Origin of the sequence: Mesorhizobium sp. M0195, assembly GCF_040322115.1 — a bacterium.
Classification (GTDB): Bacteria; Pseudomonadota; Alphaproteobacteria; order Rhizobiales; family Rhizobiaceae; genus Mesorhizobium.
This window is the reverse complement of record NZ_JAMYSV010000001.1, coordinates 181,894-207,038: the sequence shown is the minus strand read 5'-3', so window position 1 is coordinate 207,038 and position 25,145 is coordinate 181,894. Positions and strand designations below refer to the sequence as shown.

The 25,145-nt window shown below is 62.4% G+C and carries 23 protein-coding genes and 1 tRNA gene; 8 read left to right on the top strand and 16 right to left on the bottom strand.

Annotation, left to right across the window (positions count from 1 at the left end; genetic code table 11):
* Positions 1–9 precede the first annotated feature (9 nt).
* Positions 10–1,188, bottom strand: coding sequence for an HlyD family secretion protein (locus NKJ12_RS01000; protein ID WP_352686454.1), 1,179 nt, complete (start codon positions 1,186–1,188; stop codon positions 10–12).
* 143 nt (positions 1,189–1,331) lie between these two features.
* Here NKJ12_RS01000 and NKJ12_RS00995 point away from each other — a divergent pair, with 143 nt between their 5' ends.
* Positions 1,332–2,081 (top strand): TetR/AcrR family transcriptional regulator, encoded by a 750-nt coding sequence (locus NKJ12_RS00995; RefSeq protein ID WP_352506014.1) that lies wholly within the window; start codon positions 1,332–1,334, stop codon positions 2,079–2,081.
* Positions 2,082–2,102: 21 nt separating this feature from the next.
* On the opposite strand, the gene yihA is transcribed toward NKJ12_RS00995, so the two are convergent.
* The 5 genes from yihA to rpmH form a co-directional block, all read right to left on the bottom strand.
* On the bottom strand, positions 2,103–2,762 hold the full coding sequence (yihA, locus tag NKJ12_RS00990; RefSeq protein WP_352472343.1) for a ribosome biogenesis GTP-binding protein YihA/YsxC: 660 nt from the start codon (positions 2,760–2,762) through the stop codon (positions 2,103–2,105).
* A complete protein-coding gene (locus tag NKJ12_RS00985) occupies positions 2,759–3,397 on the bottom strand; it encodes a CatB-related O-acetyltransferase (RefSeq protein WP_352452996.1) in 639 nt (212 codons plus the stop codon). Before NKJ12_RS00985 ends, yihA begins: the two co-directional genes overlap by 4 nt.
* Positions 3,398–3,541: 144 nt before the next feature.
* The gene (gene yidC / locus NKJ12_RS00980) at positions 3,542–5,365 is read right to left on the bottom strand and encodes a membrane protein insertase YidC (protein ID WP_352700991.1); all 1,824 of its coding nucleotides are present in this window, start codon (positions 5,363–5,365) and stop codon (positions 3,542–3,544) included.
* Between the two features lie 13 nt (positions 5,366–5,378).
* Positions 5,379–5,732, bottom strand: a complete 354-nt coding sequence (gene rnpA, locus NKJ12_RS00975) for a ribonuclease P protein component (protein ID WP_352477053.1) — start codon at positions 5,730–5,732, stop codon at positions 5,379–5,381.
* Between the two features lie 23 nt (positions 5,733–5,755).
* Positions 5,756–5,890, bottom strand: a complete 135-nt coding sequence (gene rpmH / locus NKJ12_RS00970) for a 50S ribosomal protein L34 (protein WP_008833937.1) — start codon at positions 5,888–5,890, stop codon at positions 5,756–5,758.
* A gap of 334 nt (positions 5,891–6,224) precedes the next feature.
* Here rpmH and NKJ12_RS00965 point away from each other — a divergent pair, with 334 nt between their 5' ends.
* Both NKJ12_RS00965 and NKJ12_RS00960 read left to right on the top strand, forming a co-directional pair.
* The gene (locus tag NKJ12_RS00965) at positions 6,225–7,712 is read left to right on the top strand and encodes an ATP-binding protein (RefSeq protein WP_352700990.1); all 1,488 of its coding nucleotides are present in this window, start codon (positions 6,225–6,227) and stop codon (positions 7,710–7,712) included.
* 324 nt (positions 7,713–8,036) lie between these two features.
* Positions 8,037–8,113: transfer RNA gene (locus NKJ12_RS00960), tRNA-Arg, on the top strand.
* 299 nt (positions 8,114–8,412) lie between these two features.
* Here the strand turns inward: NKJ12_RS00960 and NKJ12_RS00955 are convergent.
* On the bottom strand, positions 8,413–8,688 hold the full coding sequence (locus NKJ12_RS00955) for a hypothetical protein (RefSeq protein ID WP_352477054.1): 276 nt from the start codon (positions 8,686–8,688) through the stop codon (positions 8,413–8,415).
* Positions 8,689–8,777: 89 nt separating this feature from the next.
* Here NKJ12_RS00955 and NKJ12_RS00950 point away from each other — a divergent pair, with 89 nt between their 5' ends.
* Positions 8,778–10,454, top strand: a complete 1,677-nt coding sequence (locus NKJ12_RS00950) for a winged helix-turn-helix domain-containing tetratricopeptide repeat protein (RefSeq protein ID WP_352700989.1) — start codon at positions 8,778–8,780, stop codon at positions 10,452–10,454.
* 890 nt (positions 10,455–11,344) lie between these two features.
* On the opposite strand, the gene NKJ12_RS00945 is transcribed toward NKJ12_RS00950, so the two are convergent.
* Positions 11,345–12,487, bottom strand: coding sequence for an alpha-hydroxy acid oxidase (locus NKJ12_RS00945; RefSeq protein WP_352700988.1), 1,143 nt, complete (start codon positions 12,485–12,487; stop codon positions 11,345–11,347).
* A gap of 69 nt (positions 12,488–12,556) precedes the next feature.
* Positions 12,557–13,669 carry a LacI family DNA-binding transcriptional regulator gene (locus tag NKJ12_RS00940; protein ID WP_352700987.1) on the bottom strand — a complete coding sequence of 371 codons (1,113 nt, stop codon included), beginning with the start codon at positions 13,667–13,669 and terminating at the stop codon, positions 12,557–12,559.
* Between the two features lie 456 nt (positions 13,670–14,125).
* Between NKJ12_RS00940 and NKJ12_RS00935 the strand changes: the two genes are divergently transcribed.
* The 4 genes from NKJ12_RS00935 (at position 14,126) to NKJ12_RS00920 (ending at position 18,446) form a co-directional block, all read left to right on the top strand.
* Positions 14,126–15,088: a sugar-binding protein gene (locus NKJ12_RS00935; RefSeq protein WP_352700986.1), complete on the top strand. Its 963-nt coding sequence runs from the start codon at positions 14,126–14,128 to the stop codon at positions 15,086–15,088.
* 112 nt (positions 15,089–15,200) lie between these two features.
* Positions 15,201–16,745 carry a sugar ABC transporter ATP-binding protein gene (locus NKJ12_RS00930; protein ID WP_352701402.1) on the top strand — a complete coding sequence of 515 codons (1,545 nt, stop codon included), beginning with the start codon at positions 15,201–15,203 and terminating at the stop codon, positions 16,743–16,745.
* 23 nt (positions 16,746–16,768) lie between these two features.
* Complete coding sequence (locus NKJ12_RS00925; RefSeq protein ID WP_254815901.1) at positions 16,769–17,764, top strand: ABC transporter permease; 996 nt, start codon at positions 16,769–16,771, stop codon at positions 17,762–17,764.
* A gap of 151 nt (positions 17,765–17,915) precedes the next feature.
* A complete protein-coding gene (locus NKJ12_RS00920; protein ID WP_352700985.1) occupies positions 17,916–18,446 on the top strand; it encodes a DUF2231 domain-containing protein in 531 nt (176 codons plus the stop codon).
* Positions 18,447–18,536: 90 nt separating this feature from the next.
* Here the strand turns inward: NKJ12_RS00920 and phnN are convergent, their stop codons facing one another.
* The 7 genes from phnN to iolD form a co-directional block, all read right to left on the bottom strand.
* Complete coding sequence (phnN, locus tag NKJ12_RS00915; protein ID WP_352700984.1) at positions 18,537–19,166, bottom strand: phosphonate metabolism protein/1,5-bisphosphokinase (PRPP-forming) PhnN; 630 nt, start codon at positions 19,164–19,166, stop codon at positions 18,537–18,539.
* On the bottom strand, positions 19,163–20,302 hold the full coding sequence (locus tag NKJ12_RS00910) for an alpha-D-ribose 1-methylphosphonate 5-triphosphate diphosphatase (protein ID WP_352700983.1): 1,140 nt from the start codon (positions 20,300–20,302) through the stop codon (positions 19,163–19,165). The genes phnN and NKJ12_RS00910 overlap by 4 nt, the downstream gene beginning before the upstream one ends.
* A gap of 78 nt (positions 20,303–20,380) precedes the next feature.
* Entirely contained in the window at positions 20,381–21,088 is a 708-nt protein-coding gene (locus NKJ12_RS00905; RefSeq protein WP_352700982.1) for a DUF1045 domain-containing protein, read from the bottom strand.
* A 147-nt stretch (positions 21,089–21,235) separates the two neighbouring features.
* Positions 21,236–22,048, bottom strand: a complete 813-nt coding sequence (iolB, locus tag NKJ12_RS00900; protein WP_352700981.1) for a 5-deoxy-glucuronate isomerase — start codon at positions 22,046–22,048, stop codon at positions 21,236–21,238.
* Between the two features lie 2 nt (positions 22,049–22,050).
* Positions 22,051–22,269 carry a DUF3329 domain-containing protein gene (locus NKJ12_RS00895; protein WP_254815905.1) on the bottom strand — a complete coding sequence of 73 codons (219 nt, stop codon included), beginning with the start codon at positions 22,267–22,269 and terminating at the stop codon, positions 22,051–22,053.
* 41 nt (positions 22,270–22,310) lie between these two features.
* Positions 22,311–23,228 (bottom strand): myo-inosose-2 dehydratase, encoded by a 918-nt coding sequence (iolE, locus tag NKJ12_RS00890; protein WP_352700980.1) that lies wholly within the window; start codon positions 23,226–23,228, stop codon positions 22,311–22,313.
* A 46-nt stretch (positions 23,229–23,274) separates the two neighbouring features.
* Entirely contained in the window at positions 23,275–25,119 is a 1,845-nt protein-coding gene (gene iolD / locus NKJ12_RS00885; RefSeq protein ID WP_352700979.1) for a 3D-(3,5/4)-trihydroxycyclohexane-1,2-dione acylhydrolase (decyclizing), read from the bottom strand.
* Between the last annotated feature and the right edge of the window lie 26 nt (positions 25,120–25,145).

Below are 25,145 nucleotides of genomic sequence, written 5' to 3'. Positions count from 1 at the left end.
GGTTCCGCTTTACTTCGATGCCGAAGGCGCCGTGCGGCTGTCGACGGCGACGACGACGCTCAGGCCGGCGCGCAGTTTGCCCGTCTTCAGCACATCCGCGGGCACGTCGATGCGAACCGGAACGCGCTGCACCACCTTGGTGAAATTGCCTGTGGCGTTCTCCGGCGGCAGCAGCGAGAACACTGCTCCCGAAGCCGGCGCCAGCGACGACACGGTACCCTCGAAGTCCTGGCCGTCGATCGCGTCGACCGACACCCTGACCTTTTCACCAGGCACCAGCCGGGCAAGTTGCGTCTCCTTGAAATTGGCGACGATGTAGAGCTTGTCCATTGGCACGATGACGGCGAGCTTCTGTCCGGGGCTGATCAGGTCGCCCTGCTCGACCGAGCGGTTGCCGACCACGCCGTCATAGGGTGCGCGCAGTACGGTGAAGGACAGATCCCGCACCGCCTTGTCGTGGGCAAGCTGCAGCGAGGCCAGCGTACTGGCCGATTCCGCCCGCTGCGCCTGGAGCACGCCGATATTGGCCTGAGCCGCCGCGATCTGCGCGTCGGCGCCGGCTAGTGCGGCATTGGCTTGCTCGACCGCCGTCTGGGCGTCGTCCAACTGGGCCTGGGTACCGACCCGGGTCTTGAGCAACTGGGCGGCGCGGACCTGAACCCGCTTCGCATTGTCTGCTGCGGCCTGGTCGGCGGTCTTCTGCGCCTGCGCCTGCTTGAGCGAGGCGCGGGCCGCTTCGGTCTGGGCATCGATGCGGTCGAGCGTCTTGCTCAACGTGGCGATCTGCGCCTCGGCCTGGGCAACGGCTATCTTGTAGTCACCGTCATCGACGATCAGCAGCGGGTCGCCGGCCTTCACCTGCTGGTTCTCGGTCACTTTGACCTGATCGACATAGCCCGAGATTTTTGGCGAGATGAACGCCGTGTCGGCCTGGACATAGGCGTCGTCGGTCGAGATCATGAAGCGCCCGTCGGTCCAGTAGTCATAGCCATACCATGCGCCGGCGCCCAGCAGGGCCAGGCCGATGATGGGCAACAACATCGAGCGCATCGAGCGCTTCTTTTTGGCGGGAGCCAGCGGGGTGATGTCGGCGGGCTTGAGAGGGGCTTCCGGCGCTTCGATCGCAGGTTGGACCTTGGCGCTGGGGAAAGGGCGGACTTCGGCACTGGTAGGCGCGTTCGAGGACATGATATCTCTCTAAATTAACTGGCGCTGAATGTTGTCAGACTGAACCGTTCGGTTCGATCTCGACATTGACTTAGCGCTTAAACAGGCCCATATCAAGAGCAATCGAACCGGATGGTTCGAATTATTTTACGAGGTGTGACATTATGGCCGAAGCCCCCAAGGCCGCTCCTTTGTCTGATTCAGGCCCATTGTCCAGCGCTGGCAAGGAGCAGTGCGATCTGCTGGACAGTCTGCCGCGCGGCCGCCCGGCCGCGGGGCAAGACCCGGTCAAGCGAAGCCAGATCATCGAGGGTGCGCGCCGTGTCTTCATCGACAAGGGCTTCGAAGCCGCGTCGATGAACGACATTACGCGCGAGGCCGGCGTGTCCAAGGGCACGATCTATGTCTACTTCGCCAACAAGGAAGAGCTGTTCGAAGCGCTGATCGAGGAAGAACGCGGCACGATCTTCAAGAATATGTATGAGGTGCTCGACCAGATCGGCGACCTTCGCCAGACGCTGGTGAAGTTCGGCATCGTGCTATCCATGAAGATCACTTCGGCCAGGGTCATCCTGGCGCAGCGGACGGTGATCGGTGCGTCGGAACGGATTCCGGAGCTTGGCGCGCGATTTTACGAACGCGGGCCGAAGCGCGGCCATGACAGGGTTGTCGTTTTCCTCAACATGGCTATCGAACGTGGCCTGCTGAAGATCGACGACGTCGAGCTTGCCGCCTATCAGTTCACCGAACTGTGCCTGGCCGGTCTTTTCCGCCAGTGCATATTCGCCTATCGCACCAAGGCGCCAAGTGTGGCCGAGATTGAACATATCGTCAGGTCGGGCGTCGACGTGTTCCTGAAGGCCTACGGCACAGAACAGCTTGCAGAGCAGGAACGGGCCTCCAGTCCCGCCTGACCAGCCGTCGGAGGCCGTTGCCTATCCGCCATTGGCGGCGAGCACGATCGCCGCACGCAGTTCCTCGAGGCCCTCGCTCTTTTCCGACGACGTGGCGAGCACGAAGGGGAAGGCCGCCGGGCGTTTCTTGATCTTCTGAAGCGTTTCCTCGACCAGTCGCGGTACCCCCGCCGCCTTGATCTTGTCGGTCTTGGTCAGCACGATCTGATACGACACCGCCGCCTTGTCGAGCAGCGACAGCACCTCGTCGTCCTTGGCCTTGATGCCATGGCGGGCATCGATCAGCACGTAGACGCGCTTCAGCGTCACCCGGCCCTTCAGATAGTCGAACACGAGCTTCGTCCACTCGTCGACCTTTTCCTTCGGCGCCGTGGCGTAGCCATAGCCCGGCATGTCGACCAGGGCCATCGGCGGCAGGTCGGCGCCCTCTCCCGAAAATCCGCCCGGCACGAAATAGTTGAGTTCTTGCGTGCGGCCCGGTGTGTTGGAGGTGCGCGCCAGCCCCTTCTGGTTGACCAGCGCGTTGATCAGCGACGATTTGCCGACATTGGAGCGGCCGGCAAAGGCGATCTCGGGCGGACCCTCCGGCGGCAGGAATTTCATCGCCGGCACGCCGCGGATGAATATCCAGGCTCGCGTGAACAATTCGATGCCGATCGTGGTCTTGTTCAACGCGTTCAAACCGCTGCCTCCAGAAGAAAAATGTTGCTGCCACGAATGGCATCGAGATTGCGGCTGATCTTTTCCACCGGCCAGTGCCACCACGCCAGCGCCAGCAGCCGCCGGATGGTCCTGTCGTCGAAGCGCATCTTTACCACCTTGGCCGGATTGCCGGCGACGATCGCATAGGCCGGCACATCGTGCGTCACCACCGACTTTGCCGCGACAATGGCGCCGTCGCCGATCTTCACGCCCGGCAGCATCACCGCTTCCATGCCGATCCAGACATCATTGCCGACGATCGTGTCGCCGCGGACCTCCTTCGACCATGTCGCCGGGTCGAAGCCTTCCTCCCAGCCGTGACCGAAGATGTTGAACGGATAGGTCGAAAAACCGGACATGGCGTGATTGGCGCCGTTCATGATGAAGCGCGCGCCTTCGGCAATGGCGCAGAACTTGCCGATGACCAGCCTGTCGCCGATGAACGGGTAATGATGCAGCACGCATTTTTCGGCGAATTTGTCGGGCCCGTCAGGGTCGTCATAGTAGGTGAAATCGCCGATCTCGATGTTCGGCGCCGTTACCAGCGGTTTCAGAAAGCCGACGCGCGTGTGCAACGGGATCGGATGCTTGATCGATGGATTGGGTCCGGTCATATCGAGCTCCGTCGGGCAACTGCCAGCCAGGTCAAAATAGCGCGATCCGCCCGGCCGTACCAATCGCTTAATCCAGACCGCCAGCCTGTACAAAAAGCCCCGGACGAACCGGGGCTTTCTGGTTTCGCATCATCGGAGCGCCGGCTATTCCGCCGGCGACGGTTTCTTGCGGAACAGCGCGACCAGATTGTCCCACAGTTCGATCTTGGCGCCCTGCCGCTTCATGATCACGCCCTGCTGCAGGATCGACAGCGTGTTGTTCCAGGCCCAGTAGATAACGAGACCGGCCGGAAAACCCGCCATCATGAAGGTGAAGATCACGGGCATCCAGGTGAAGATCGCCGCCTGCGTCGGGTCCGGCGGCGTCGGGTTCATGCGCATCTGCAGGAACATCGTCACGCCCATGATCAGCGGCCAGACGCCGATCATCAGCATGTGCGGCAAGGTGATCGGGATCAGCCCGAACAGGTTGAAAATCGATGTCGGGTCCGGCGCCGCCAGATCCTGGATCCAGCCGAAGAACGGCGCGTGCCGCATCTCGATGGTGATGTAGAGCACCTTGTAGAGCGAGAAGAACACCGGAATCTGCAACGCCACCGGCCAGCAGCCGGCGAGCGGATTGATCTTCTCGGTCTTGTACAGCTCCATCATCGCCTGCTGCTGCTTCATCTTGTCGTCCGCGTATTTCTCGCGGATCTCGAGCATCTTGGGCTGCACCTTCTTCATGTTCGCCATCGACGCATAGGACTTGTTGGCGAGCGGGAAGAACAGCGCCTTGACGATGACGGTGGTGGCGAGGATCGCCAGGCCGAAATTGCCGAAGAATTTGTAGAGCGTGTCGATCAGCCAGAACATCGGCTTGGTGATGAAATAGAACCAGCCCCAGTCGATCAGCAGGTCGAACTGGCGAATATGACGGTCCTTTTCATAGGCGTTGATCGTCGAAACTTCCTTGGCGCCGGCGAATATCTCCGACTCCACGGTCGTCGATTGCCCGGGAGCGATTGTGACCGGATCGGACAGGAAATCGGATTGGTAGCTATGCGGGTGGGGTCCGCTTTTGAACTCGAAATAAGCGAATTTGGGCTGAAATTCGCGGCCGCTCGGCGGCACCAGGGTCACCGCCCAGTATTTATCGGTGATGCCGAGCCAGCCGTCGCTCGACTTGCCTGGTTTGTACTCCTTGTCCGATTCGACGCTGGAGTATTTGTATTCCTGCAGGCCCTCGCTTCCGGTAACGCCGATCAGGCCCTCGTGCAGCACATAGGTGCTGGCGATAGCCGGCTTGTCGAAGCGGGTGACTCGGCCATAGTTCGACAACGTCGCGGGTGCCGAGCCGCCGTTCTGGACCGTGTCGGATACGGTGAACATATATTGGCTGTCGACCGAGAAGGTGCGCTTGAAAACCAGGCCCTTGTCGTTGGTGAAGGTCAGCGTGACCGGCGTCGCTGGTGTCAGCGTCGCATTGCCGTCGGTCTGCCAGACCGTGTCGGGGCCGGGCAGCCTGCCCACATCCGGCGTGCCGGAAAAGCCGATCTCGGCGAAATAGCCGTTTGGCAGGGACGCCGGGTTGAGCAACGCGATCTCGGGCGAGGTCTTGTCGACCGTCTCCCTGTAATGCTTGAGCCGGAGATCGTCGAGGCGCGCGCCGGTGAGGTTGATCGAACCTTCGAGGCTCGGCGTGTCGATCTTGACGCGCTTCGTCGAAGCAATCGCCTGCTCGCGGCCGGCCGGCGTCACCGCGTCGCCGCCGGGCGCGCTCGGAATGGCGCCCGGCTGCACCGGCGTTTCGCTCGCGCCCGGACTGGTGCCTTGGGCAGCCTTCTTCTGCTCCGCCACGCGCTGTTCTTCGATGCGGGCGGCTTCGCGCTGCATCTCGCTGCGCGGCATCACGTAGAAATATTGCCAAAGCGCCAGGATCAGCACCGACAGTGCGATGGTGATGAAGAAGTTTCGGTTGTTTTCCATCGAAGCCCTTGGCCTATCGTGTTCCACGCAATCTGCGGGAGAGTTCGGCCTTCAACTGGCCGAACGGAGTCGTAAGCACGTCTTCGCGCCCGACGATGACATAATCATTGCCCGGCGCCATGTCATCCGCGGCATGCGTGCGCACGGCCTCTCTCAGCCGCCGCCGGATGCGGTTGCGAACGACGGCGTTGCCGACCTTCTTGGTGACGGTATAGCCGACACGCGGCGCCTCGCCGTCGCCGCGGCCCAGGACCTCGACGAGGAAAAGCCGCCCGCGGCGCTTTTCGCCACGGCGGACGGCCAGGAATTCCGCGCGCTTCAGAAGCCGCTTGGGATGGGCACCCGTTGGCTTGCCGGTTGCGGGCAACGATTTTGTCTCTCGCTCGGTGCTCAGGCGCTGAGACGCTTGCGGCCGCGGTTGCGGCGGGCTGCGACGACGCCGCGGCCACCCTTGGTGGCCATGCGGGCACGGAAGCCGTGCCTGCGTTTGCGAACGAGTTTGGACGGCTGGTAAGTACGCTTCATTTGTTTAAATACCGCGGGGTGCGGCCCTTCTTGATTCTGTCACTTTGTAACAGGAGCTTTGCCGGGCCGGTTTTGGCGCGATCGAAACCGCGCCGGGACGAATGGCCCGAGCGTGAGCGGGCTTATAGAAAGAAGGGTTTTGGAAGTCAATCCAGCCTGTCGGGCCGGCGTTGTCGGACTGGCAGGGAAGTCCTTGCGGCCTCTTTCCGGCTTCGACCAAGGATGAATTTGGCAAAAAAGCCGCAATCGCCTAATCTTGCCCGATCAAGCGATCGTGAAGACGAGCAGTCCTTAAGACAAGCAGCCGTGATGACAGGCAGCCGTGACGACGAGCATGAGTGAAGTCCCAGCAACCGACGAAAGCATCGCCCGGGCGAAGGCCGCCACCCGCAGGGTGCCGCTGGCGCGCGGCCTGTCGACGAAGCTGTTGCTGCTTACCATCGTCTTCGTGCTCTTGGCCGAAATCCTCATCTTCGTGCCCTGGATCGCCAGCTACAGGCTGAGCTGGCTGAAGGAGAGGCTGAGCACCGCCGCCGCGGTTTCCATCGTCCTGGTGCAGGGCGAACCTGCCTCGCTGTCGCGTGCCGCCCAGAACGACGTACTGATGGCGATCGGCGCCAAGGCGATCGCCGTGCGCGACGGCGGCGTCTCGCGGCTTCTGGTCGTGGCCGAAATGCCGCCGCAGGTCGACGAGCATATCGATATCGCCAATGTCGGCATGATCAAGGGCATGACCGGCGCGCTGGACACGCTGTTCTTCGGCGGCAACCGCATGCTGCGCGTTTTCGGGCCGGTCGGCGACAGCGACAAGGAATTCGAGCTGATCATGCCCGACCACCGCCTGCGCAATGCCATGCTGATCTATTCGCGCAACGTCGCCTTCGTCTCGCTGCTGATCTCGCTGTTCACCGCCATGCTGGTCTATGCCGCGATAGACCTGATCATGATCGGCCCGATCAGGACGATGACACGCTCGATGCTGTCCTTTTCCGAGGCGCCCGACGATCCCGGCCGCATCATTCACCCCGCCGCACGGGCCGACGAGATCGGCGTCGCCGAACGCGAACTGTCGCAGATGCAGGAGCGGCTGCAAAAGATGCTGACCGAGCAGAAGCACCTGGCCGATCTCGGCCTGGCCGTGTCGAAGATCAACCACGACATGCGCAACATTCTCGCCTCGGCGCAGCTGATGTCGGACCGCCTGCGCCAGGTCAAGGACCCGACCGTGCAGGCCTTCGCGCCAAAACTGCTGCGCGCGCTCGACCGTGCGGTGTCCTATTCGGAGGGCGTGCTGGCCTATGGCCGCACCCAGGAGCCGCCGCCGTCGCGCCGCAGGCTGCGGCTGCGTCAGCTGGTCGAAGACGTCCAGGGCCTGCTCGATATCGAATGCGGCATCGAATTCGTCAACGCCGTCGACCCGGTGCTCGAGGTCGATGCCGATTCCGACCAGCTGTTCCGCGTGCTCACCAATCTTAGCCGCAACGCCGTGCAGGCGATGGCGGCGGACACCGAGAGCGCCGTGGTGCGCCGCCTGACCATATCGGCCGAGCGCATCGGCAGCGTCAGCCGCATCGTCGTCACCGACACCGGCCCCGGCCTGCCGCCAAAGGCGCGAGAAAACCTGTTCGCGGCATTTCGCGGCTCGGCCCGCAGCGGCGGCACCGGCCTTGGCCTGGCGATCGCCCATGAATTGATCCGCGCCCATGGCGGCACGGTGGAGCTGGTCGAATCGATCGGCGGCCGCACCACATTCGCGGTCACCATTCCCGACCAGCCGGTCCGGCTCGACCAGGCCCGCAACGGGCTGCGCCGCCCGGCGTAACGAACCGTATCGTTACGGATCGTTTTAATTCGCGAAGCGTTGGTCCGAGACTACGAGCCATCGGCTCGGCCGCCGTGCAACGGCTCATTTCGTTACGGACCGTTCCGATTGGCAAATGACCGATCCAAGACTACGACCTGTCGGCTCGGCCGCTGCGTGACGCGATCTTGCCTTCGCCGGCCGGCGCATGATGGCAAGGCATGACTGCAAAACTTTTGGCCAGGGTCGGCTTGCTTTTCGCAAATTCAGCCGCTAGGGAACAGCTCACATCGCGGCCGGTCGCCAGGATCGGATCGCGGGGCTATGCCAAGCATAGCCTGTTGCGCGCCCGTAGCTCAGCTGGATAGAGCACCAGACTACGAATCTGGGGGTCAGGAGTTCGAATCTCTTCGGGCGCGCCACTCGTAATTCACTGATTTGACATGGGAGGTCTTCCAGGCCCAGAACAAAACCGGGTACATCAGTTCGCTGTTGCCCAGTCCGGCTATTCTCGCCTCGGCTTTCAAGGTCGCCAACGGGTGGAGAGCGGAAGTAGCAGGAATCTTATCTGTGCCGGGATTGAGGACAAAAACTGACATTCCATGATGCGCGTGGGCAGGATCCAAATTTCTGGAATCTTGCGGTTCTTCGCCGGGGCGCCGCCTCAGCTCGTACCAAACATTCGCGTCTCCCCGCGAAACGTCGCCTCAGTCATTCGTGCTCAGGATGATGCGAGCGTCGCCTCTGTTTGCGTACAATATACGAAAGAAATAAAAGCAGGCGGATGCGGCGGAAGGAATTCGTTCTGATGTTTCCATGCGAGACAGAGGGCGTATGTATCGAAGGGTTTCTGTTCTCGGCGTTCTTCGATACGGCCATTTGCAAATGTAAGCGAAATAACATGCGCGGTTGCATTCACAATAAGGGAGTCCGCTTTTGCAGCCGTTTGCGCTGTCAAAAGGAGAGCGAGAGCGATGATGAACCTGGTCCGTTTCATGTCAGCCTCCTGTCCAATCCAGCACCGCCAGGATCGCTTGGATGCGGCGGCCGAATGGGCTAGGCTAGGGAGCGCGCCATGAGGGTGAAATGTCCCGAAAGGCTCCTGAAATTGACCCGAAATCTGCCGAAACGATCACGTTTGGCGGTTTTGTTTTCCTGACCAAAAGCAACGAACTTCGAACGGTTGAAGGCAAAGCGGTCGATCTCCGCAGCCAGTCCGCCGAAGTGCTCTATGCGCTCGCGGCGCGACCGGGCGAGATTGTGTCCAAAGATGTGCTGATGCAGGCGGTTTGGCCCGATACCTTCGTGACCGACGACAGCCTTACCCAATGCATTGCCGATATTCGCCGCGCATTCGGGGACGACGGGCATGTGATCGTGGAAACCTTCCCCAAGCGAGGCTACCGGCTGAATGCCGATGCATCGGACGCGGCGGACCCAAACGCCGCAGCCGGCACGGAACGCGCCAGGACACGATTTTCGCAACGCGGCTTCATTCTTGTTGCACTCGTCCTCGTTGCGGCAGCGATCGGCGCGTATTTCGGCGCGGAAATATGGCGTGCCGCCCCGGTTCGTTCGAGGGACATGCCCAGGATTGCAATCCTTCCCTTCGACGACATGAGTACCGGCGCGGACGTGGGATATCTCAGCGATGCCGTCGCCGAGGGGATCATCACCGAGCTTGCGCGGAGCAAGACTTATGCCGTCATCGCCCGGAACTCGAGTTTCAGGTACCGCGACCAGCCGGTCGACGCCAGGCAGATTGGAGATGAACTCGGCGTCGACTACCTGCTCGAAGGCAGCCAGCAGAAGATCGGAGACCGGCTGAAAGTGACCGCACAATTGCTGAATGCGCATGACGGATCGCATCTCTGGGCCAACACCTACAACCGGGAGATTGGCGATCTTTTCGTCGTCCAGGAGGAGATCATCCGCACGCTTGCGGATCGGGTCGGACAGAGGATCCAGAGACCCTTGCCAAAGAGCGATGCCGCGCAGGTCAGCGCGCTCCGCTATTACCTGATGGGGAAGGTCGAGGTCAAAAAGGACTTCTCTGCCGCGGGGAACGCGTTGCTACGGCAGTTGAGCCTCAAAGCGCTCGAAGCGGATCCGAACGCCCAGTTCGGCTATATCGGGCTGGCCTGGTCCTATCGCAATGCCGCGGTGTTCGGGTGGCACGAGCAGGAGTATAACCGGGATGAGGTGTTGAAACGCGCCGCCGTGTACGCCGACAAGGCCATCCTGCTTGCTCCGGACGACGCCGAGACGCATAATGTCCGCTCCAGCATCCACACCGAAGCTGGCGAGATCGGGCAGGCCCTTGCCCGGTACGATCAGGCGATCGCCCTGAATCCCAGTGATTCGAATATCCTCGTCCACAGTACGGACGTGCTGCTCTATGTTGGCCGCACGGACGAAGCGATCGATCGGATCGAGCGGGCCAAGGGCATCGATCCTTTCCACCCTGACTGGTTCCACTGGCAGATGGGCTGGGCGCTCTGGGAAAAGAACGATTGCCGGGCAGCGCTGACGGCGATGCGGAAAATGTCCAGAATCCCGAGCGGCGCACACCGAATGCTTGCGGGGATCCACGCTTGTCTGGGAAACAAGCGGGAGGCAAAGGAAGCGCTAGGGGTTTTCCTCCAGAACTCGCCCGGCGAGTCCATCAGCAAACAACGCAGGGAGTGGGAGAAGATATGGACCGCGCCCGGAAGCCTCGACCGCTGGATCGAACACATGCGGTTCGCCGGGTTGCCGGAGTGAACGGCTGTCCGTGCGCGACCCCGCAGAAGACCGACTGGGCCGCTACGTTGAAGCCTTTGTGTCATGGGCGATGGTTGCCCTCAAAGCAGGATCATCCTTCGCAAGGAATATCGGGGGCGGAAGGTCGGCAATGTGGCCGCCTTGCGCCATAGTGCGCTCGCACCCGAACTTCTGGAACGAGTCGAAAACTGACAATCCGTCAAGGTAGGCTCCTGGCGCAAGGCGGACGCTGCTTCGGAAATTATATAGGCACTACAATAATATAGAGGTTCCCAGTTTCATCCTGTCTGGCGCGCCATCAATCCAATGCACGGCCCGCCTCAGGGGACCTCTCGGGCGCGGTGAGCTCACAGCCGTCCGACAATAACCGGCGCCGGTCGGAAGGTCGCGAGACGTGAGCGCTACCATGCCAAAAAGGGGATCGTCAGCTAACGCTGCTCAGCCGGCCTGCTTGATCTCCGGGCCCGGTTCAGTCGGCGGAGCTGGCGTGCAATCCTGGCCAGTGCATTCCTGCACGGGATCTTTCGCCGGCGGGAGACAATTTTGGCCTTCACAATGAACGGGCGGCTGCGCTGTTGCGGCTTTATTGTTTGGCGGCACAGGCCGATCCTCAGCGTGAACGGCCGGCATTCCAAGGTCGATCATGGCCGTGCACAAGAGCGCAATCCGAAGCAAATTCATTTTCGCCTCCGCAACTGACGGCAAGACGCAGACTATACCTTCGAACTGCGGCCAACATCCTGTCACTCCCGAACGGCGTTAACAGCGCGTTACACGCAGCCGCAGCTTGAGGGCGGACATACGGGTGCTGTTTCCGGCGAGGCCGTCTTCGAAACGGGCGCCAGATCGGTATAGGTCTGCACTTCGAAATGCTTTGCTTCCTGGCTCCCTCACCTAAACCGCACATTTTCCCTGGAAAGCTCTGCCACCGACCTGCATCCCATCAGCCGCATGCCACGTTCGATCTCGGATCGCATCAAGCCGAGCGCCCGTTCGACACCGGCCTGTCCGGCGGCTGCCAACGGGAACAGATAATACCGCCCGACGCCGACGGCCTTGGCGCCCAACGACAGGGCTTTCAGCACATGCGTGCCGCGCTGGACGCCGCTGTCGATGATCACGTCTATCTTGTCGCCCACCGCGTCGACGATCTCCAACAACTGGTCGAAGGGGCTGCGCGAGCCGTCCAGCTGCCTGCCGCCATGATTTGACAGAACGATGCCGGTGCAGCCGATGTCGACGGCCTTTCTGGCATCGGCAACGCTCATGATCCCCTTCAGGCAGAACTGGCCGTTCCAGAAGCGGACCATGTCTTCGACGTCCTTCCAATCCAGCGACGGGTCGAGGATCTCCGTGAAATAGCGGCTGATGGAAAGCGCTCCGCCACCGAGATCGATATGGCCGTCCAACTGCGGCAGGCTGAACTTTTCGTGGGTCAAATAGTCGATAGCCCATCTCGGCTTGATCGCGAACTGCATCATGCCGCCGAGCGTAAGCCGAAAGGGGATGGAAAAGCCGGTCCGCAGGTCACGCTCGCGGTTTCCGCCGGTGACGCTGTCGACGGTCAGCATCATCACCTCGACGCCGGACGCCTTGGCGCGCTCCATCATGGCGCGGTTCAGGCCGCGATCCCTGTGGAAATAGAACTGATAGACCTGCGGCGTCCTGTGCTTGCGCACTTCCTCCAGGCTGACCGTGCCGAGCGACGAGACGCCGAACATCGTGCCGAACTTCTCCGCCGCCGCGGCGACGGCGCGCTCGCCGCTATGGTGAAACAGCCGCTGGAGAGCCGTCGGCGAACAATAGACCGGCATCGCCAGCTTCTGGCCCATGACGGTGACCGACATGTCGACCTGTCCAACGCCGGCAAGGACGTTGGGGACGAGATCGCAGTCCTCGAAAGCCGCCGTGTTGCGCCGCAGCGTCGTCTCGTCGTCCGCGCCGCCATCGATATAGTTGAAGATTGGGCCTGGCAGGCGCTGTTTTGCGAGCCGGCGGAAGTCCTGAAAATTATAGCAGCTTTGCAATCTCATGAAATCAATCGGGTATATGGCGGGCCTGATGTCAAGCCTGTGCAACTGTCGATCGCCGGCGCGCTCGCCTCAGCCCGCCACGGCGCCAACCGACTCCCGCTCGACCAGCGGGCATTCGAGCTTGGTTACGGGATAGCGGCTCCGGCCGCGACCGGGAGCAGCGGGGACTTCCAACTGCTCGATCGCCCATTGTCCCATCGCCATATGCGGCAGGATCGACGTCGTCAGCGGCGGGAACAGATGCCGCGCGATCTCCTCGTCGTCATAGCCGACCACCGAAATATCCTGGGGGATGTGCAGGCCAGCCTCCTTCAGCGCCTCGTAGCAGCCGATCGCGGTGCGGTCGTTCTGGCAGAAGATGGCGGTCGGCCGGTCCTTCAGCGCCAAGAGCTTGATGGTCGCGGCATAGCCGGCGCTCGCTGACCAATCGCCTTCGACGACCAGCGCCGGGTCGAACGGGATGTCGGCCGTCGCCAGCGCCCGGCGGTAACCTTTCAGCCGGTCCTGTGCCGCCTGCATCCAGGGCTCGCCGGTGATGGTGGCGATACGGCGATGGCCATAGCTGATCAGGTGCCGGGTCGAGCTCTGGCCGCCGGCGATCTCGCTCGGCACCACGGCGGGGAAGGCATAGTCGGCGGTGTAGCAGTTGAGCAGGATGACCGGAATGTCGAGGCCGTAGAGATAGTCCGGTGCGACGATCTCGCGGGTGAAGATGGTCATGTAGATCAGCGCCGAAATGCCCCGCTTGGTCAGTGCCGCGATGGCCCGGGGCTCCATCACCTCGTCGCCCATGGTCTGCGCCACCAACACTACATTGCCGGCGTTCCACGAGGCTTGCCGCGCCCCTTCAATGGCGACGACCGCCTCCGGGCTGGTCGCCAACTGGTCGACGGCGAAGCCGATCACGCCATCCAGCCCGTCGAATGCGGCAACCGGGGCTCGCAAGGCAGAAAACACCGGCGGCGAATAGCCCAGCGCTCGCGCCGTCTCGATCACCCGCTCTCGGGTTTGCTGCGACAGCCTGATGCCCGGCGTGTTGTTGAGCACGAACGAAACCGTCGCCTGCGAACAGCCGGCGACCCTGGCAATGTCGGTCATGGTAACGCGGCCCTTGGGGTTTTTCCCGGACGGCTTGCGCCGCCTGGTACCCTGAAGGGCCGCATCCCGAAGTGGTTCGTTCATGTCGTTGGTCCCTCGAATTGCGCATTTATAAGGCAAAGCGCTACTAATAGATATAATTCACCCTTTTGGGCGAATTTAGTCGCCAATCCCAAGCAGCAACGACTGGAAGGCCTCTCCCTTGTGGCGAGAATCTCGACCAACTAATACTCTTTACTAATATCTGGCATCACTATAACGTCAATCCATCATGCCCGGACGACGTCGGACCGCGCATGTTCGGAACGCAAGCCAGCTTGGTATCGGACGGTTCCCGTCAGCCGAAGCTTGCCTGCCGCTCCGGGAAATGTCAGACAAATCGGACTATTTACGAACGGCGAATGAGTCTCTAAAGTCGACGATCGCGGCTGGAATGGCGTCGTTCTTCGCTGCCGGAAACCCTTGAGGAGGAGGGCGTCCAAGCCGCGCCGGCACGTTCATCATCAGCGAAAATTACTGAGTCAAAATGGGAGGTTGAATATGAAATCTGTGATACGAAATGCGTCCGTCGCCGCTGCGGCCCTGCTGCTCGGCCTGTCCGCCAGCGCAATTGCGCGGGCCGACGACAAGCCGACACTGGCCTTCGTCGTCAACGGCGCTTCCGATTTCTGGAAGGCGGCCGAAGCCGGCGTCAAGAAGGCTCAAGGCGAACTGCCCAACTACAATCTGGAACTCAAATATCCGGAGCAGTCCTCGGTCGCCATCCAGCAGCGCCTGATGGACGATCTGGTGACGGCCGGCGTGAAGGCGATCATGGTCTCGGCCGTCGATCCCAAGACGTCGACCGACGGGCTGAACAAGATCGCCTCGGAAACGGCGTTGTTCACCACCGACAGCGACGCGCCGCAGACCAAGCGTGTCGCCTATATCGGCTCGTCCAATGTCGATGCCGGCAAGCAGGCGGCAGAGATCGCCAAGAAGGCAATGCCTGACGGCGGCAAGTGCCTCGGCTTCGTCGGCCTGCTCGGCGCCGACAACGCCAAGGAGCGCATCCAGGGCATGAAGGAAGGTCTCGCCGGCACCAAGATCGAATTGGTCGACGTGCGTGGTGACGACATCGATCAGGCTCGCGCCAAGAAGAACGTCGAGGACGCGCTGGTCGCCAGCCCCGACGTCACCTGCATGGTCGGCTTCTATTCCTACAACACGCCGCGCATCTACGAAGCGCTGCGCGATGCCGGCAAGCTCGGCCAGATCACCGTCGTCGGCTTCGACGACGACCCGATCACGCTGGGCGGCGTCAAGGAAGGCACCGTCGCCGCCACCGTCGTGCAGCAACCCTTCGAATGGGCCTATCAGGGCATGAAGCTGATGGCTGCCTATCTCGAGGGCGACAAGTCGGGCATTCCCGCCGATGGCCTGATCATCATCCCGACCAAGATCATCGGCAAGGTCGATGTCGACGCCTATGCCGCCAGCCTCAAGGCGATGTCTGGAAACTGAGCGAATTAGGTTGCGCCGGCTCAAGGTTCGCCTTGAGCCGGCGTTCTATTGACGGGCCTCGCGCGGCTCGTCAGTCTGAGACCAAACGGCTCACCGGCTGCTGTCAAGCGTGATGAATTATTCCGACCCATCCATCGTTGCATCTGCGGACGCTCCGTTCCTGAGCCTCGACGGTGTGCGCAAGACCTATCCCGGCGTCGTTGCGCTGGACGGGTTCTCGATGGAGGTCAGGCCCGGCGAGGTCATCGGCCTGGTCGGCGAAAACGGCGCCGGCAAATCGACGCTGATGAAGATCCTCGGTGGCGTGACCAGGCCGGACACCGGCACCATCACCGTCGATAGCGTCGCTCATGACGGGCTGACTGTCGAGGCCAGCATCGGCTCGGGCATCGCTTTCGTCCACCAGGAACTCAACCTGTTCGAAAACCTCGACGTGGCCGCCAATATCTTCTTCGGCCGCGAACCGCTGCGCGCCGGGCCGCTCAAGCTCGTCGACCGCGCCAGGCTGCGAGCGCAGGCGGCGCCGCTGCTCAAACGCGTGGGCGCCAATTTCTCAGCCGATACGCCGGTGTCGGCGCTGTCGCTGGCGCAGCAGCAAATGGTCGAGATCGCCAAGGCGCTGTCTATTAAGGCACGGCTGGTTATCCTCGACGAACCGACGTCCAGCCTGCCGATCGCCGAAACCGACAAGCTGCTCGGTGTCATCAAGGCGCTGAAGGCAGACGGCATCAGTGTCATTTTCATCTCGCACCGCCTTCACGAGGTCGAGCGCGTCGCCGATCGCGTCGTCGTGCTCAGGGACGGAATGCTCGCCGGGACCTTGTCGAAGAGCGCCATCAATCACGACCAGATGGTCAAGCTGATGATCGGCCGCATGCTGAAGGAGCGCGAGAAGGCCGCAGAATCGGCGCGCCCGCCGGGCTCCGTCGCGCTGTCGGTCAAGGCCATTCGCACCGCCGCCTATCCTGACCGGCCCGTCGACCTCGATGTGAGGCATGGCGAGATCCTCGGCCTGGCCGGCCTCGTCGGCTCCGGCCGGACGGAACTGGCGCGCGTGCTGTTCGGCATTGACAGGAGCTTTGGCGGCTCGTTCCAGCTTGACGGAAAAGACCTGGTTCTTGGTTCGGCCGCCGACGCAGTGGCCAACGGGATTTTCCTCGTCCCGGAAGACCGCAAGCTGACCGGCATCCTGCTCGACCTGTCGATTGCCCAGAACATCTCGCTGCCCAATCTGCCGGCGCATTCGCGGCGCTCGCTGGTCTCGGCCAGCGCCGAGACCGCCACCGCCGAAAAACAGAAGACCGATCTCGGCATCAGGGCGCCCTCCGTGCAGACGCGCACCGGCACGCTGTCGGGCGGCAACCAGCAAAAGGTCGTGCTGGCCAAATGGCTGGCGATGAAGCCGAAGGTGATGATCCTCGATGAGCCGACACGCGGTATCGATATAGGCGCCAAGGCCGAGATCTACCGGCTGATGCGGGCGCTGGCCGATGCCGGGGTCGCCGTGCTGATGATCTCCAGCGACATGGAGGAGGTGATCGGCGTTTCCGACCGCATTGCCGTCATGCATGAGGGCCAGATCTCCGGCATTCTCGACAAGGACCGGTTCAGCCAGGAAAACGTGCTGCTGCTGGCGGTCGGCAAGCAGCCGAAGTAATTCGCAGGCGTTGGGAGAAGACGATGAGCAAGAAAGATCTCGGCCTGCTGATCCTGATCCTGGTGGTCGGCGCGGTGGTGGCGATCATCAACCCGCGCTTCCTGCTGCCGATCAATCTCGCCAACACCTCGAACCTGATCGGCCTGTTCGGCATCCTGTCGATCGGCCAAGCCTTCGTCATCATCACCGGCGGCATCGAATTGTCGGTCGGCTCGGTGGTTGCGCTACTCGGTACGCTGTTCATCGATTTCATCGCCGTGCGGGAGATGGAGTGGCCTCTGGCCTTCGTGCTGATCATCGCGCTCGGCGCCATCATCGGCCTGATGCATGGCTGGCTGATCACCCGGCTGAAGTTGCAGCCGTTTGTCGTCACTCTCTGCGGCCTGCTGATCTATCGCGGCGTGGCGCGCTTCTACACTGCCGACGGCACCGCCGGCTTTGCCTTTGGGCAGAACTTCCCGGAACTCGAATTCCTGACGGCGGGGCGGTCCTGGGGCGTGCCGAACAGTTTCATCGCGCTGATCGTCATCGCCGTCGTCATGTGGGTGGTGCTGCACCGTTCGGTATTCGGGCGCTATCTCTACGCCATCGGCAAGAACGAGGAAGCGGCAAAATATTCCGGCATCCGCACCGGCCGCATCGTCATAGCCGCCTATGTCATCTGCGGCGTGCTGACGGCGCTGTCGGCTATCTATTTCGCCATGTACACCCGCTCGATCTCGCCGGCGAGCCACGGCCAGTTCTACGAACTCTACGCCATCGCGGCAGCGGTGCTCGGCGGCTTCTCGCTGCGCGGCGGCGAAGGCTCGCTGATCGGCGTCCTGCTCGGCACGGTGCTGCTGCAGGAGCTGCAGAACCTCGTCAACCTGCTCGGCATCCCGTCCTCGCTCAACTTCGCCGTCATGGGCGGGGTGATCCTCATCGGCGTGCTGGTCGACCAGCAATGGGGCGTGTTCAGGGCGCGGCGGCGGATGCTGGAAGCTACCCGTAAGGGCGTGGCGGGTGCTGCCGCGGAATGACGCAAAAATAGCTGGATGAAATGCGCCGATTGCCATTGGCAGGCATCAAAAAGTCGGCCTGAGCTTCGCGACAGCAGTTCAGATTAATCTCCATTTGGAACGAAACCCGTATCGAAGCGTTTATTTAGGCTTTGCTATGCGGAGGCGCCCCATGCCCACGAATCCAGCAAGTACCGCAAAGGTCGGAACTCACCCTCTCCACCCGATGCTGATACCTTTTCCTGTCGCGTTTCTTGTCGGTGCCTTTGTCACCGACCTGGTTTTCTGGGGAACTGCCGATGCTTTCTGGGCACGGGCATCGATGTGGCTGATCGGGGCAGCCATCGTAATGGCCCTTCTCGCCGCGACAGCCGGTTTTATCGACTTCCTCAACGAGCCGCGCATTCGCGCCTTGTCGGACGCCTGGTATCACATGCTAGGCAACCTGACCGCGGTCGTTGTGGCACTGATCAATTTTTATCTTCGCTATGCCCAAGGTGCCGAAGCCGCGGTCCGCCCATGGGGTGTGCTCTTGTCGTTCATAGTGGTCTGCATACTGCTGTTCACCGGCTGGAAGGGCTGGGAAATGGTGTATCGCCATCACGTTGCAGTTCTGGATACACCGGCGGATGCGCCAGTGAAGCCTTCGACAACCACTGCCACCGATACTCGTCACGCTGGTCGGGACCGGCACGCCGCATGACGCCATAATCCCGAAAAGGGATCCCGGCTTCCAAAAAGATATCGGCTAGACAAGTAGCGTCCATACCGAATGCATCGGATGGGCGCTACTTTAGATAAGGCCCGACATGTCGGAGAAGGCCATGGCCTTGCGCAGCACCTCGGCGAAGCGCTCGCCGGCGGCTTCACGAGGGCCGCTATTGTCGATCGAGGTGACACCCGGTCCGGACAGCGCCACATTGGCACTGCGCGCCAGCCGTGCCAGCACTTCGCCGCGCGACTCGCGACCGCGCAATGCCAGCCGCTCGGCCAGGATCTCCGGTGTAGCCGTGATCTCGACGACAGCCAGATTGGCGTAACGCTCCCGCAGCGCCGGGATGATCGCGCGCGAGACGTTGGCGATCGCGACACGGCCGTTGGAGACCGACCAATCGACTTCGGCCGGGATGCCGTAGCGCAGGCCATGCGCCTCCCAGGAAATGGCGAAGGCCCCATCCGCTTCGGCCTCGACGAAGGCAGCATCGGCGAGCGTATCGTGATCCTCGGTGGCCGCATCGCTCGGCCGGGTGATCACCCGGCGCACGAACTCCAGCCGGCTCTCGCCGGCAAACACCGCGCGCGCATAGCCGATCACCGTGTCCTTGCCGGCACCGCTCGGCCCAACGACGGCGACGAAGACACCGTCGCGGATCGGAAATCCCGCGGCGGACAATTCACGCTCGACCGATGCCGACACCATCATGCGACCCGGCGTCCCTGCCGCCAGACCGTGCGGACGACCGGGACATGGTCGTCGACGCGCACGCGAACCAGATCGGCGCGCCGGCCGGGCTCGATGACACCGCGATCGGTGAGGCCGACCGCCTCGGCCGGGTTCTTCGAAACCATGGCCACAGCCTGCGGCAGCGAGATACCTTCGACCACGTCGCCGAGGAAGAAGGCCGACTGGATCAGGCTGAACGGAATGTAGTCCGATGACAGGATATCGAGCAGGCCGTCGCCGGCCAGCGTGCGGGCCGAGACATTGCCCGAATGCGAAGCGCCGCGCATGACGTTCGGCGCGCCCATCAATACGCCGAGCCCTGCCTCTTTCGAAGCCCTTGCTGCCTCCTCGGTGGTCGGGAACTCGGCGACACGGACGCCTTGCTCGATCGCTTCGTCGACATGGCCGACGGTCGCGTCGTCATGGCTGGCGAGCACGATGCCGCGCTCATGACAAGCCACGGCGATGAAGCTGCGGTTCGGGCTCGAGTTCCTCGCCGATTCAGCCATCCGCTTTTCGCAGAATTTCTGGAAATCGCGATCCGTAAGCTTCAGTTTGCGCTGATAGTAGTAGGCGTAGGTCTCGAGATCGACGAATTGCCGCTGTCCCGGCGCATGGTCCATCAGCGACGCCAGCCTGACCCGCTCGTCACCGTCGAAATTGGCGAAGGCTGGAAGGCAGTCCGGCGCCGAAACCTCGCAGCGCAGATGGATGAAATGGTCGGCCCTGAGCCGGTCCTGCTGGACACTGTCCTCGATCGCGTCGGCCAGCTTGCGTATGTCGGCAGCCGTCAGGTCCGCATCCTCGTCCATGCCGACGCGCAAGGCGTCGAGCACGGTGGTGATGCCGGCGGTCGCCACCTGCGCGTCATGGGCGAGCACCGCGGCGATCGGGTTCCAGCGCACTTTCGGCCGTGGCGCGTAATGGCCTTCGAGATGATCGGTGTGGAGTTCGACCAGGCCAGGGATGATGAAGTCGCCGCCCATGTCCTCGCCGGTTCGGCCAGCGCCGGGAGCAATGTCGGCTATCACGCCGTCGCGCAGCACGATCGACCCTTGGACGATCTGGTCGGCGAGCACGATCCGGGCGTTGTCAAGAACAGTCTCGGCGGTCATTTCAAGCAGTCCTTGCAGGATTTTGCAGCCAACTGGAACCAATTGGCGTCGCACAAACGCGGTTAGAGCAAATAGTCATTAGGCAGTTCTTCTGGCCGGGCGGCGCCCGAGCGCGTGATGGGACAGCACCATGAACGGCGCGCCGGGTTCAGTTTCCACAAACAGCGTCAGCGCGTCCACCGGCACCGGCCTTTGCAGCACGCCCGCAAACAGACTGTCGATTGCTAAGCGAAGACGAGGGCTTTCCTGTGACGAGACCCGGCCGGACAGCGTCATGTGGAAGCGAAACGTCTCGAAGACATAGGGATAACCCCATTGGCAGAGATTGCGGAACTCGTCGGGCTTCAGCGAATCGGGGCTGCGCCGTTCGATCTCGGCTTCCGTCAACGGCGCGCGAAAGCGGTCGAAGTCGCGCACCACATCATCGGCGAAGCGGTTGAGCGACGGCAGCGGTGCTTCCGGCACCAGCGCGAAGAAACCGTCGATCTGGCTGACGACGAGGCGCGGGACCGTAACCACCGGCGTTGCCTCGGCAAAATCGTCGAGTGCCGCGCGAAGCGAGGTTTCCGTCTCATTGGAGGCCAGTCGAAAGGGCGCCTTCAGCGTAGCATGAAAGCCATAGCGGCGCGCCGAAGCGGTATGGAAGGCAACTTCTGCCGCCGACAACTCGCCCACTGCCTCGACCGGCTTTGTGGCGGCACCGAATGGGTCGCGGCCGAGCCAGTTGGCGGCGATCCGTGCCAGCGGTTCGTCCTGTCGGGGGGTGAAATAGATCGCGTAGCGCATCGAAAGTCCTCGTCAGCCCCGCTGCCATAGGTGATTTCCATGACGAATTGACGAAGCTTTGCGGCGTTTTCGGTAACAAAACCACACAGCCGGGTCGTTAGCCGACGATTTTCGCTTGGACCAGCGATTGGGGCGAAGGGGAAGTGGTTAGGCCTTCATCAGCCATTCGTGCTCGGGCGCGTTGTGGAATTTCCACGTCCGCTTCGGTCCGGCCATGACGTTGAGATAATAGAGATCATAGCCGTGGCAGGCTGCGCAGGGGTGATAACCCCTGGGTACCAGCACGACGTCGCCGTCCTCGATCGCCATCGCCTCGTCGAGCGAACGAGCACCGCTCTGGTCGGCGTCGGTGTAGACGCGCTGGAAAGCAAAGCCCTGTGGCGGGTTGAGGCGGTGGTAGTAGGTTTCCTCCAGATAGGATTCAGCCGGCAAATTGTCCTGGTCGTGCTTGTGCGGCGGATAGCTTGATGTGTGGCCGCCGGGTGTGATGACCTCGACCACCAGCAAGGAATCGGCCGGCTTGCCCTCCGGCAGGATGTTGGTGACGTAGCGCGTGTTGGTGCCTTTGCCGCGAACCTCCTGGCCGAGATCGTCGGGCCCGATGACACGGACCGGCAGACCGCCGCCCAGTCCTGGCGCCGAGCAGACGGCAAGTTCGAGATCGGTATCGGCGCTCACCGACCACTCCGACCCCTGCGGCACATAGACCGACCAAGGCTTGCCTTCGAACGGCGACATGCGTTCGCCCAGCAGGCCGAGATCCTTGCCGCCGGCTTTGGCCTTGCCCTTGCCGGTGACGAACACCAGGCAGACCTCACGATCCGCGGTTTGCCCGGAAGCGCTCTCGCCGGGCCTCAGCCGATGCAGATCGAAGCCGACATAGGTCCAGCCGGCGTTTTGCGGCGTCACATGAGCGACGCGGCCGTGGCCCTTATTGGCTTTGATGATTAGCTTCGACATGGTCATTCCTTCGGTTTGGCGTCCGCCGATGGCTTGTCCTCGTCAGCCGGCTTGTAGAGATAGAAGAATTGCCAGACGGCATAGCCGGCGAAGCCGAGCGCGATCACGCCCCAGAACGGCGTGCCGGTGGCGAATTCGATCACCGACCAGACCAGGCAGACCGCGACAACGGCAACGCGCCGCCACAGCGGCCGGAAAAACGGGTGCTCGGAGTCCTTCATCGGATCACCCCCGGCATCGGATCAGCCCTTCCGCGCGAGCCTCAAGCATTGGGAAAGCCTTGTGTCTCCACCGTGTAGCCGGCCGCTGTCATCACCCGCATCAATTCCTTGTAGCCGACCTGCGCCATCTTGAGCGGCGGGTTCTTCTTCGGATCCTGCTCGGCCTCCACCACGAACCAGCCTTCATAGCCATGGTCGGCGAGCCTCTGGACGATGGCGCCAAAGTCCAGCGAGCCATCTCCCGGCACGGTGAAGGCACCAAGCGCCACCGCATCGAGAAAGGATTGCCTGCTACGATCCAGCTTGTTGATCACCTCCATGCGCACGTCTTTCACATGCACGTGGTTGATGCGCCGGTGGTGATTATCAATAGCGCGCAGCACATCGCCCCCGGCAAAGGCCAGGTGACCCGCGTCGAGCAGCAATGGAATGCCTTCTCCCGAATAGCGCATGAAGGCGTCGAGCTCTGGCTCGGTCTCGACCACTGCCGCCATGTGATGGTGATAGGAGAGCGGCATGCCTTGCTCGGCACACCATTCGCCGAACTGCGTGAGCTGCTTCGCGTAGGCTTTCATCTCATCGTCCGAAAGCCTGGGCTTGCTGGCGAGGGGTTGCGAGCGGTCGCCCTGGATGGAGCGGCCGACTTCGCCATAGACGATGCAGGGCGCATTCACCGCCTTGAACAGATCGATCATCGGCTGGATACGATCCTTGTTTTTCGCCATGTCTTCATTGACCAGCGTCCCCGAGAACCAGCCGCCGCAAAGCGTCACGTCGGCCTCTTTCAGGATCGGCAGCATGACTTGCGGATCGTTGGGAAAGCGGCGGCCCATTTCCATGCCGGTAAAGCCAGCCGAGCGCGACTGGCGCAGGCACTCCTCCAGCGACACATCATCGCTGAGTTCGGCAAGATCGTCGTTCCACCATGCAATGGGGGACATGCCCAGTTTGGCTTTCAAGTCATCACTCCAGTTTCGGACGTTTCGAGGCGCGTTCGCGGATGGCTCAAAGAACCCGCCCGCTCAGCGCTTCCTCGTATTTCTTGCGCGCCGCATTCACTTGCGGCCGTGCCGAGACTTCCGGCACTGCGACATCCCACCAGCTTCCACCGGCCTCGGTCGAAACCAGCGGGTCGGTGTCGATGACCAGCACGGTCGTTCGCGTATTCTTCTTCGCTTGCGCCAGCGCCGTTTCCAGCCCGGCGATCGATGGCACTTTTTCGGCAATCGCACCCATGCTCGCAGCATGTGCGGCGAAGTCGATCTCGGGCAAGGTTTCGTGACGGGCGTCCTTCAGCAGATTGTTGAAGTTGGCGCCGCCGGTCGCCATCTGCAACCGGTTGATGCAGCCATAGCCGCGGTTGTCGAGCAGCACGATGGTCAGCTTGAGGCCGAGCATCACCGAGGTCGCGATCTCGGAATTGAGCATCAGGTAGGAGCCGTCGCCGATCATCACGACTACCTCTTGGTCCGGCTTGGCCATCTTGACGCCGAGTCCGCCGGCGATTTCATAGCCCATTGTCGAGAACCCGTATTCTGCGTGGTAGGAGCCGGGCGCGCCCGCCTGCCAGAGCTTGTGCAACTCGCCGGGCAAGCCGCCGGCGGCATGGAGCAGTACCACGCCGGAGCCCATGGCGCGCTGTACGGCGCCGATCACCTGCGCGTCGGACGGATAGGCGGCATTGGTCGACGCAGTCACCTTGCCCGCCTCCGCCTGCCACTCCTTTTTGCCCTTGATCGCATTGTCGGTCCAGGCGGCAGGCGCCTTCCAGCCCTTCAGCGCCTCGCCGAGTTCGGCGAGCCCTTCCGCCGCATCGGCGACCAGCGGCAGCGCCTGGTGCTTTCCGGCGTCGAAGGGCTGGACGTTGAGTCCGATCATGGTCTTGCCGGCATTCTTGAACAGTGCCCAGGAGCCGGTGGTGAAGTCCTGCAACCTGGTGCCGACGGCAAGCACGACGTCGGCCTCTTCGGCCAGCCTGTTGGCAGCCGAAGTGCCGGTGACGCCGACCGCCGCCATGTTCAGCGGATGATCGTCGGGCAGCGAGGATTTGCCACCTTGCGTCTCGCAGACCGGAACGCCGGCGTCCTGCACCAGTCTGGCCAGTTCACGCGAGGCCTGCGAATAGAGTACGCCGCCGCCGGCAATCACCAATGGCTTCTTCGCCGCTTTAAGAGCCGCCACCGCGGCGGCCAGCTCCTGGCGATCCGGACGCGGTCGCCGCTGATGCCAGATTCGTTCGGCAAAGAAGCTCTCGGGGTAGTCATACGCTTCTGCCTGCACGTCCTGGCACAGCGCCAGCGTCACCGGGCCGCATTCGGCGGGATCGGTCAGCACCTGCATGGCGCGGTTGAGCGCCGGCATGATCTGCTCCGGCCGGGTGATGCGGTCGAAATAGCGCGACACCGGCCGGAGGCAGTCATTGACGGTCGCCGTGCCGTCGGAGAAATCCTCGGCCTGCTGCAGGACAGGGTCGGGAATGCGATTGGCAAAGACGTCACCGGGCAGAAACAGGACAGGCAACCTGTTTACATGCGCAAGCGCCGCAGCGGTCACCATGTTGAGCGCGCCGGGGCCGATCGAACTGGTCGCAGCCATGAAGCGGCGGCGGAAATTGGCTTTGGCATAGGCGATCGCCGCATGCGCCATTGCCTGCTCGTTATGGGCACGGAAGGTCGGCAGCTCGTCGCGAACCTGGTACAGCGCCTCGCCGACGCCGGCGACATTGCCGTGGCCGAAGATCGCCCAGACGCCGCCGAAGATCGGCACCTTCTTCCCGTCCATCTCGGTCATCTGTCGAGCAAGAAAGCGGGTCAGAGCCTGCGCCATCGTCAGGCGGATTGTCTTGGTCATGTCGGTTCCTCCGCAGTCCTTATGCC

Bases quoted from the DNA above. Each gene is read 5' to 3' on its own strand.
- NKJ12_RS01000 (WP_352686454.1), bottom strand. From the start codon at position 1,188: ATGTCCTCGAACGCGCCTACCAGTGCCGAAGTCCGCCCTTTCCCCAGC.
- NKJ12_RS00995 (WP_352506014.1), top strand. From the start codon at position 1,332: ATGGCCGAAGCCCCCAAGGCCGCTCCTTTGTCTGATTCAGGCCCATTG.
- NKJ12_RS00985 (WP_352452996.1), bottom strand. From the start codon at position 3,397: ATGACCGGACCCAATCCATCGATCAAGCATCCGATCCCGTTGCACACG.
- yidC (WP_352700991.1), bottom strand. From the start codon at position 5,365: ATGGAAAACAACCGAAACTTCTTCATCACCATCGCACTGTCGGTGCTG.
- rpmH (WP_008833937.1), bottom strand. From the start codon at position 5,890: ATGAAGCGTACTTACCAGCCGTCCAAACTCGTTCGCAAACGCAGGCAC.
- NKJ12_RS00965 (WP_352700990.1), top strand. From the start codon at position 6,225: ATGAGTGAAGTCCCAGCAACCGACGAAAGCATCGCCCGGGCGAAGGCC.
- NKJ12_RS00955 (WP_352477054.1), bottom strand. From the start codon at position 8,688: ATGAAACGGACCAGGTTCATCATCGCTCTCGCTCTCCTTTTGACAGCG.
- NKJ12_RS00950 (WP_352700989.1), top strand. From the start codon at position 8,778: ATGTCCCGAAAGGCTCCTGAAATTGACCCGAAATCTGCCGAAACGATC.
- NKJ12_RS00945 (WP_352700988.1), bottom strand. From the start codon at position 12,487: ATGAGATTGCAAAGCTGCTATAATTTTCAGGACTTCCGCCGGCTCGCA.
- NKJ12_RS00940 (WP_352700987.1), bottom strand. From the start codon at position 13,669: ATGAACGAACCACTTCGGGATGCGGCCCTTCAGGGTACCAGGCGGCGC.
- NKJ12_RS00935 (WP_352700986.1), top strand. From the start codon at position 14,126: ATGAAATCTGTGATACGAAATGCGTCCGTCGCCGCTGCGGCCCTGCTG.
- NKJ12_RS00930 (WP_352701402.1), top strand. From the start codon at position 15,201: ATGAATTATTCCGACCCATCCATCGTTGCATCTGCGGACGCTCCGTTC.
- NKJ12_RS00925 (WP_254815901.1), top strand. From the start codon at position 16,769: ATGAGCAAGAAAGATCTCGGCCTGCTGATCCTGATCCTGGTGGTCGGC.
- NKJ12_RS00920 (WP_352700985.1), top strand. From the start codon at position 17,916: ATGCCCACGAATCCAGCAAGTACCGCAAAGGTCGGAACTCACCCTCTC.
- phnN (WP_352700984.1), bottom strand. From the start codon at position 19,166: ATGATGGTGTCGGCATCGGTCGAGCGTGAATTGTCCGCCGCGGGATTT.
- NKJ12_RS00910 (WP_352700983.1), bottom strand. From the start codon at position 20,302: ATGACCGCCGAGACTGTTCTTGACAACGCCCGGATCGTGCTCGCCGAC.
- NKJ12_RS00905 (WP_352700982.1), bottom strand. From the start codon at position 21,088: ATGCGCTACGCGATCTATTTCACCCCCCGACAGGACGAACCGCTGGCA.
- iolB (WP_352700981.1), bottom strand. From the start codon at position 22,048: ATGTCGAAGCTAATCATCAAAGCCAATAAGGGCCACGGCCGCGTCGCT.
- NKJ12_RS00895 (WP_254815905.1), bottom strand. From the start codon at position 22,269: ATGAAGGACTCCGAGCACCCGTTTTTCCGGCCGCTGTGGCGGCGCGTT.
- iolD (WP_352700979.1), bottom strand. From the start codon at position 25,119: ATGACCAAGACAATCCGCCTGACGATGGCGCAGGCTCTGACCCGCTTT.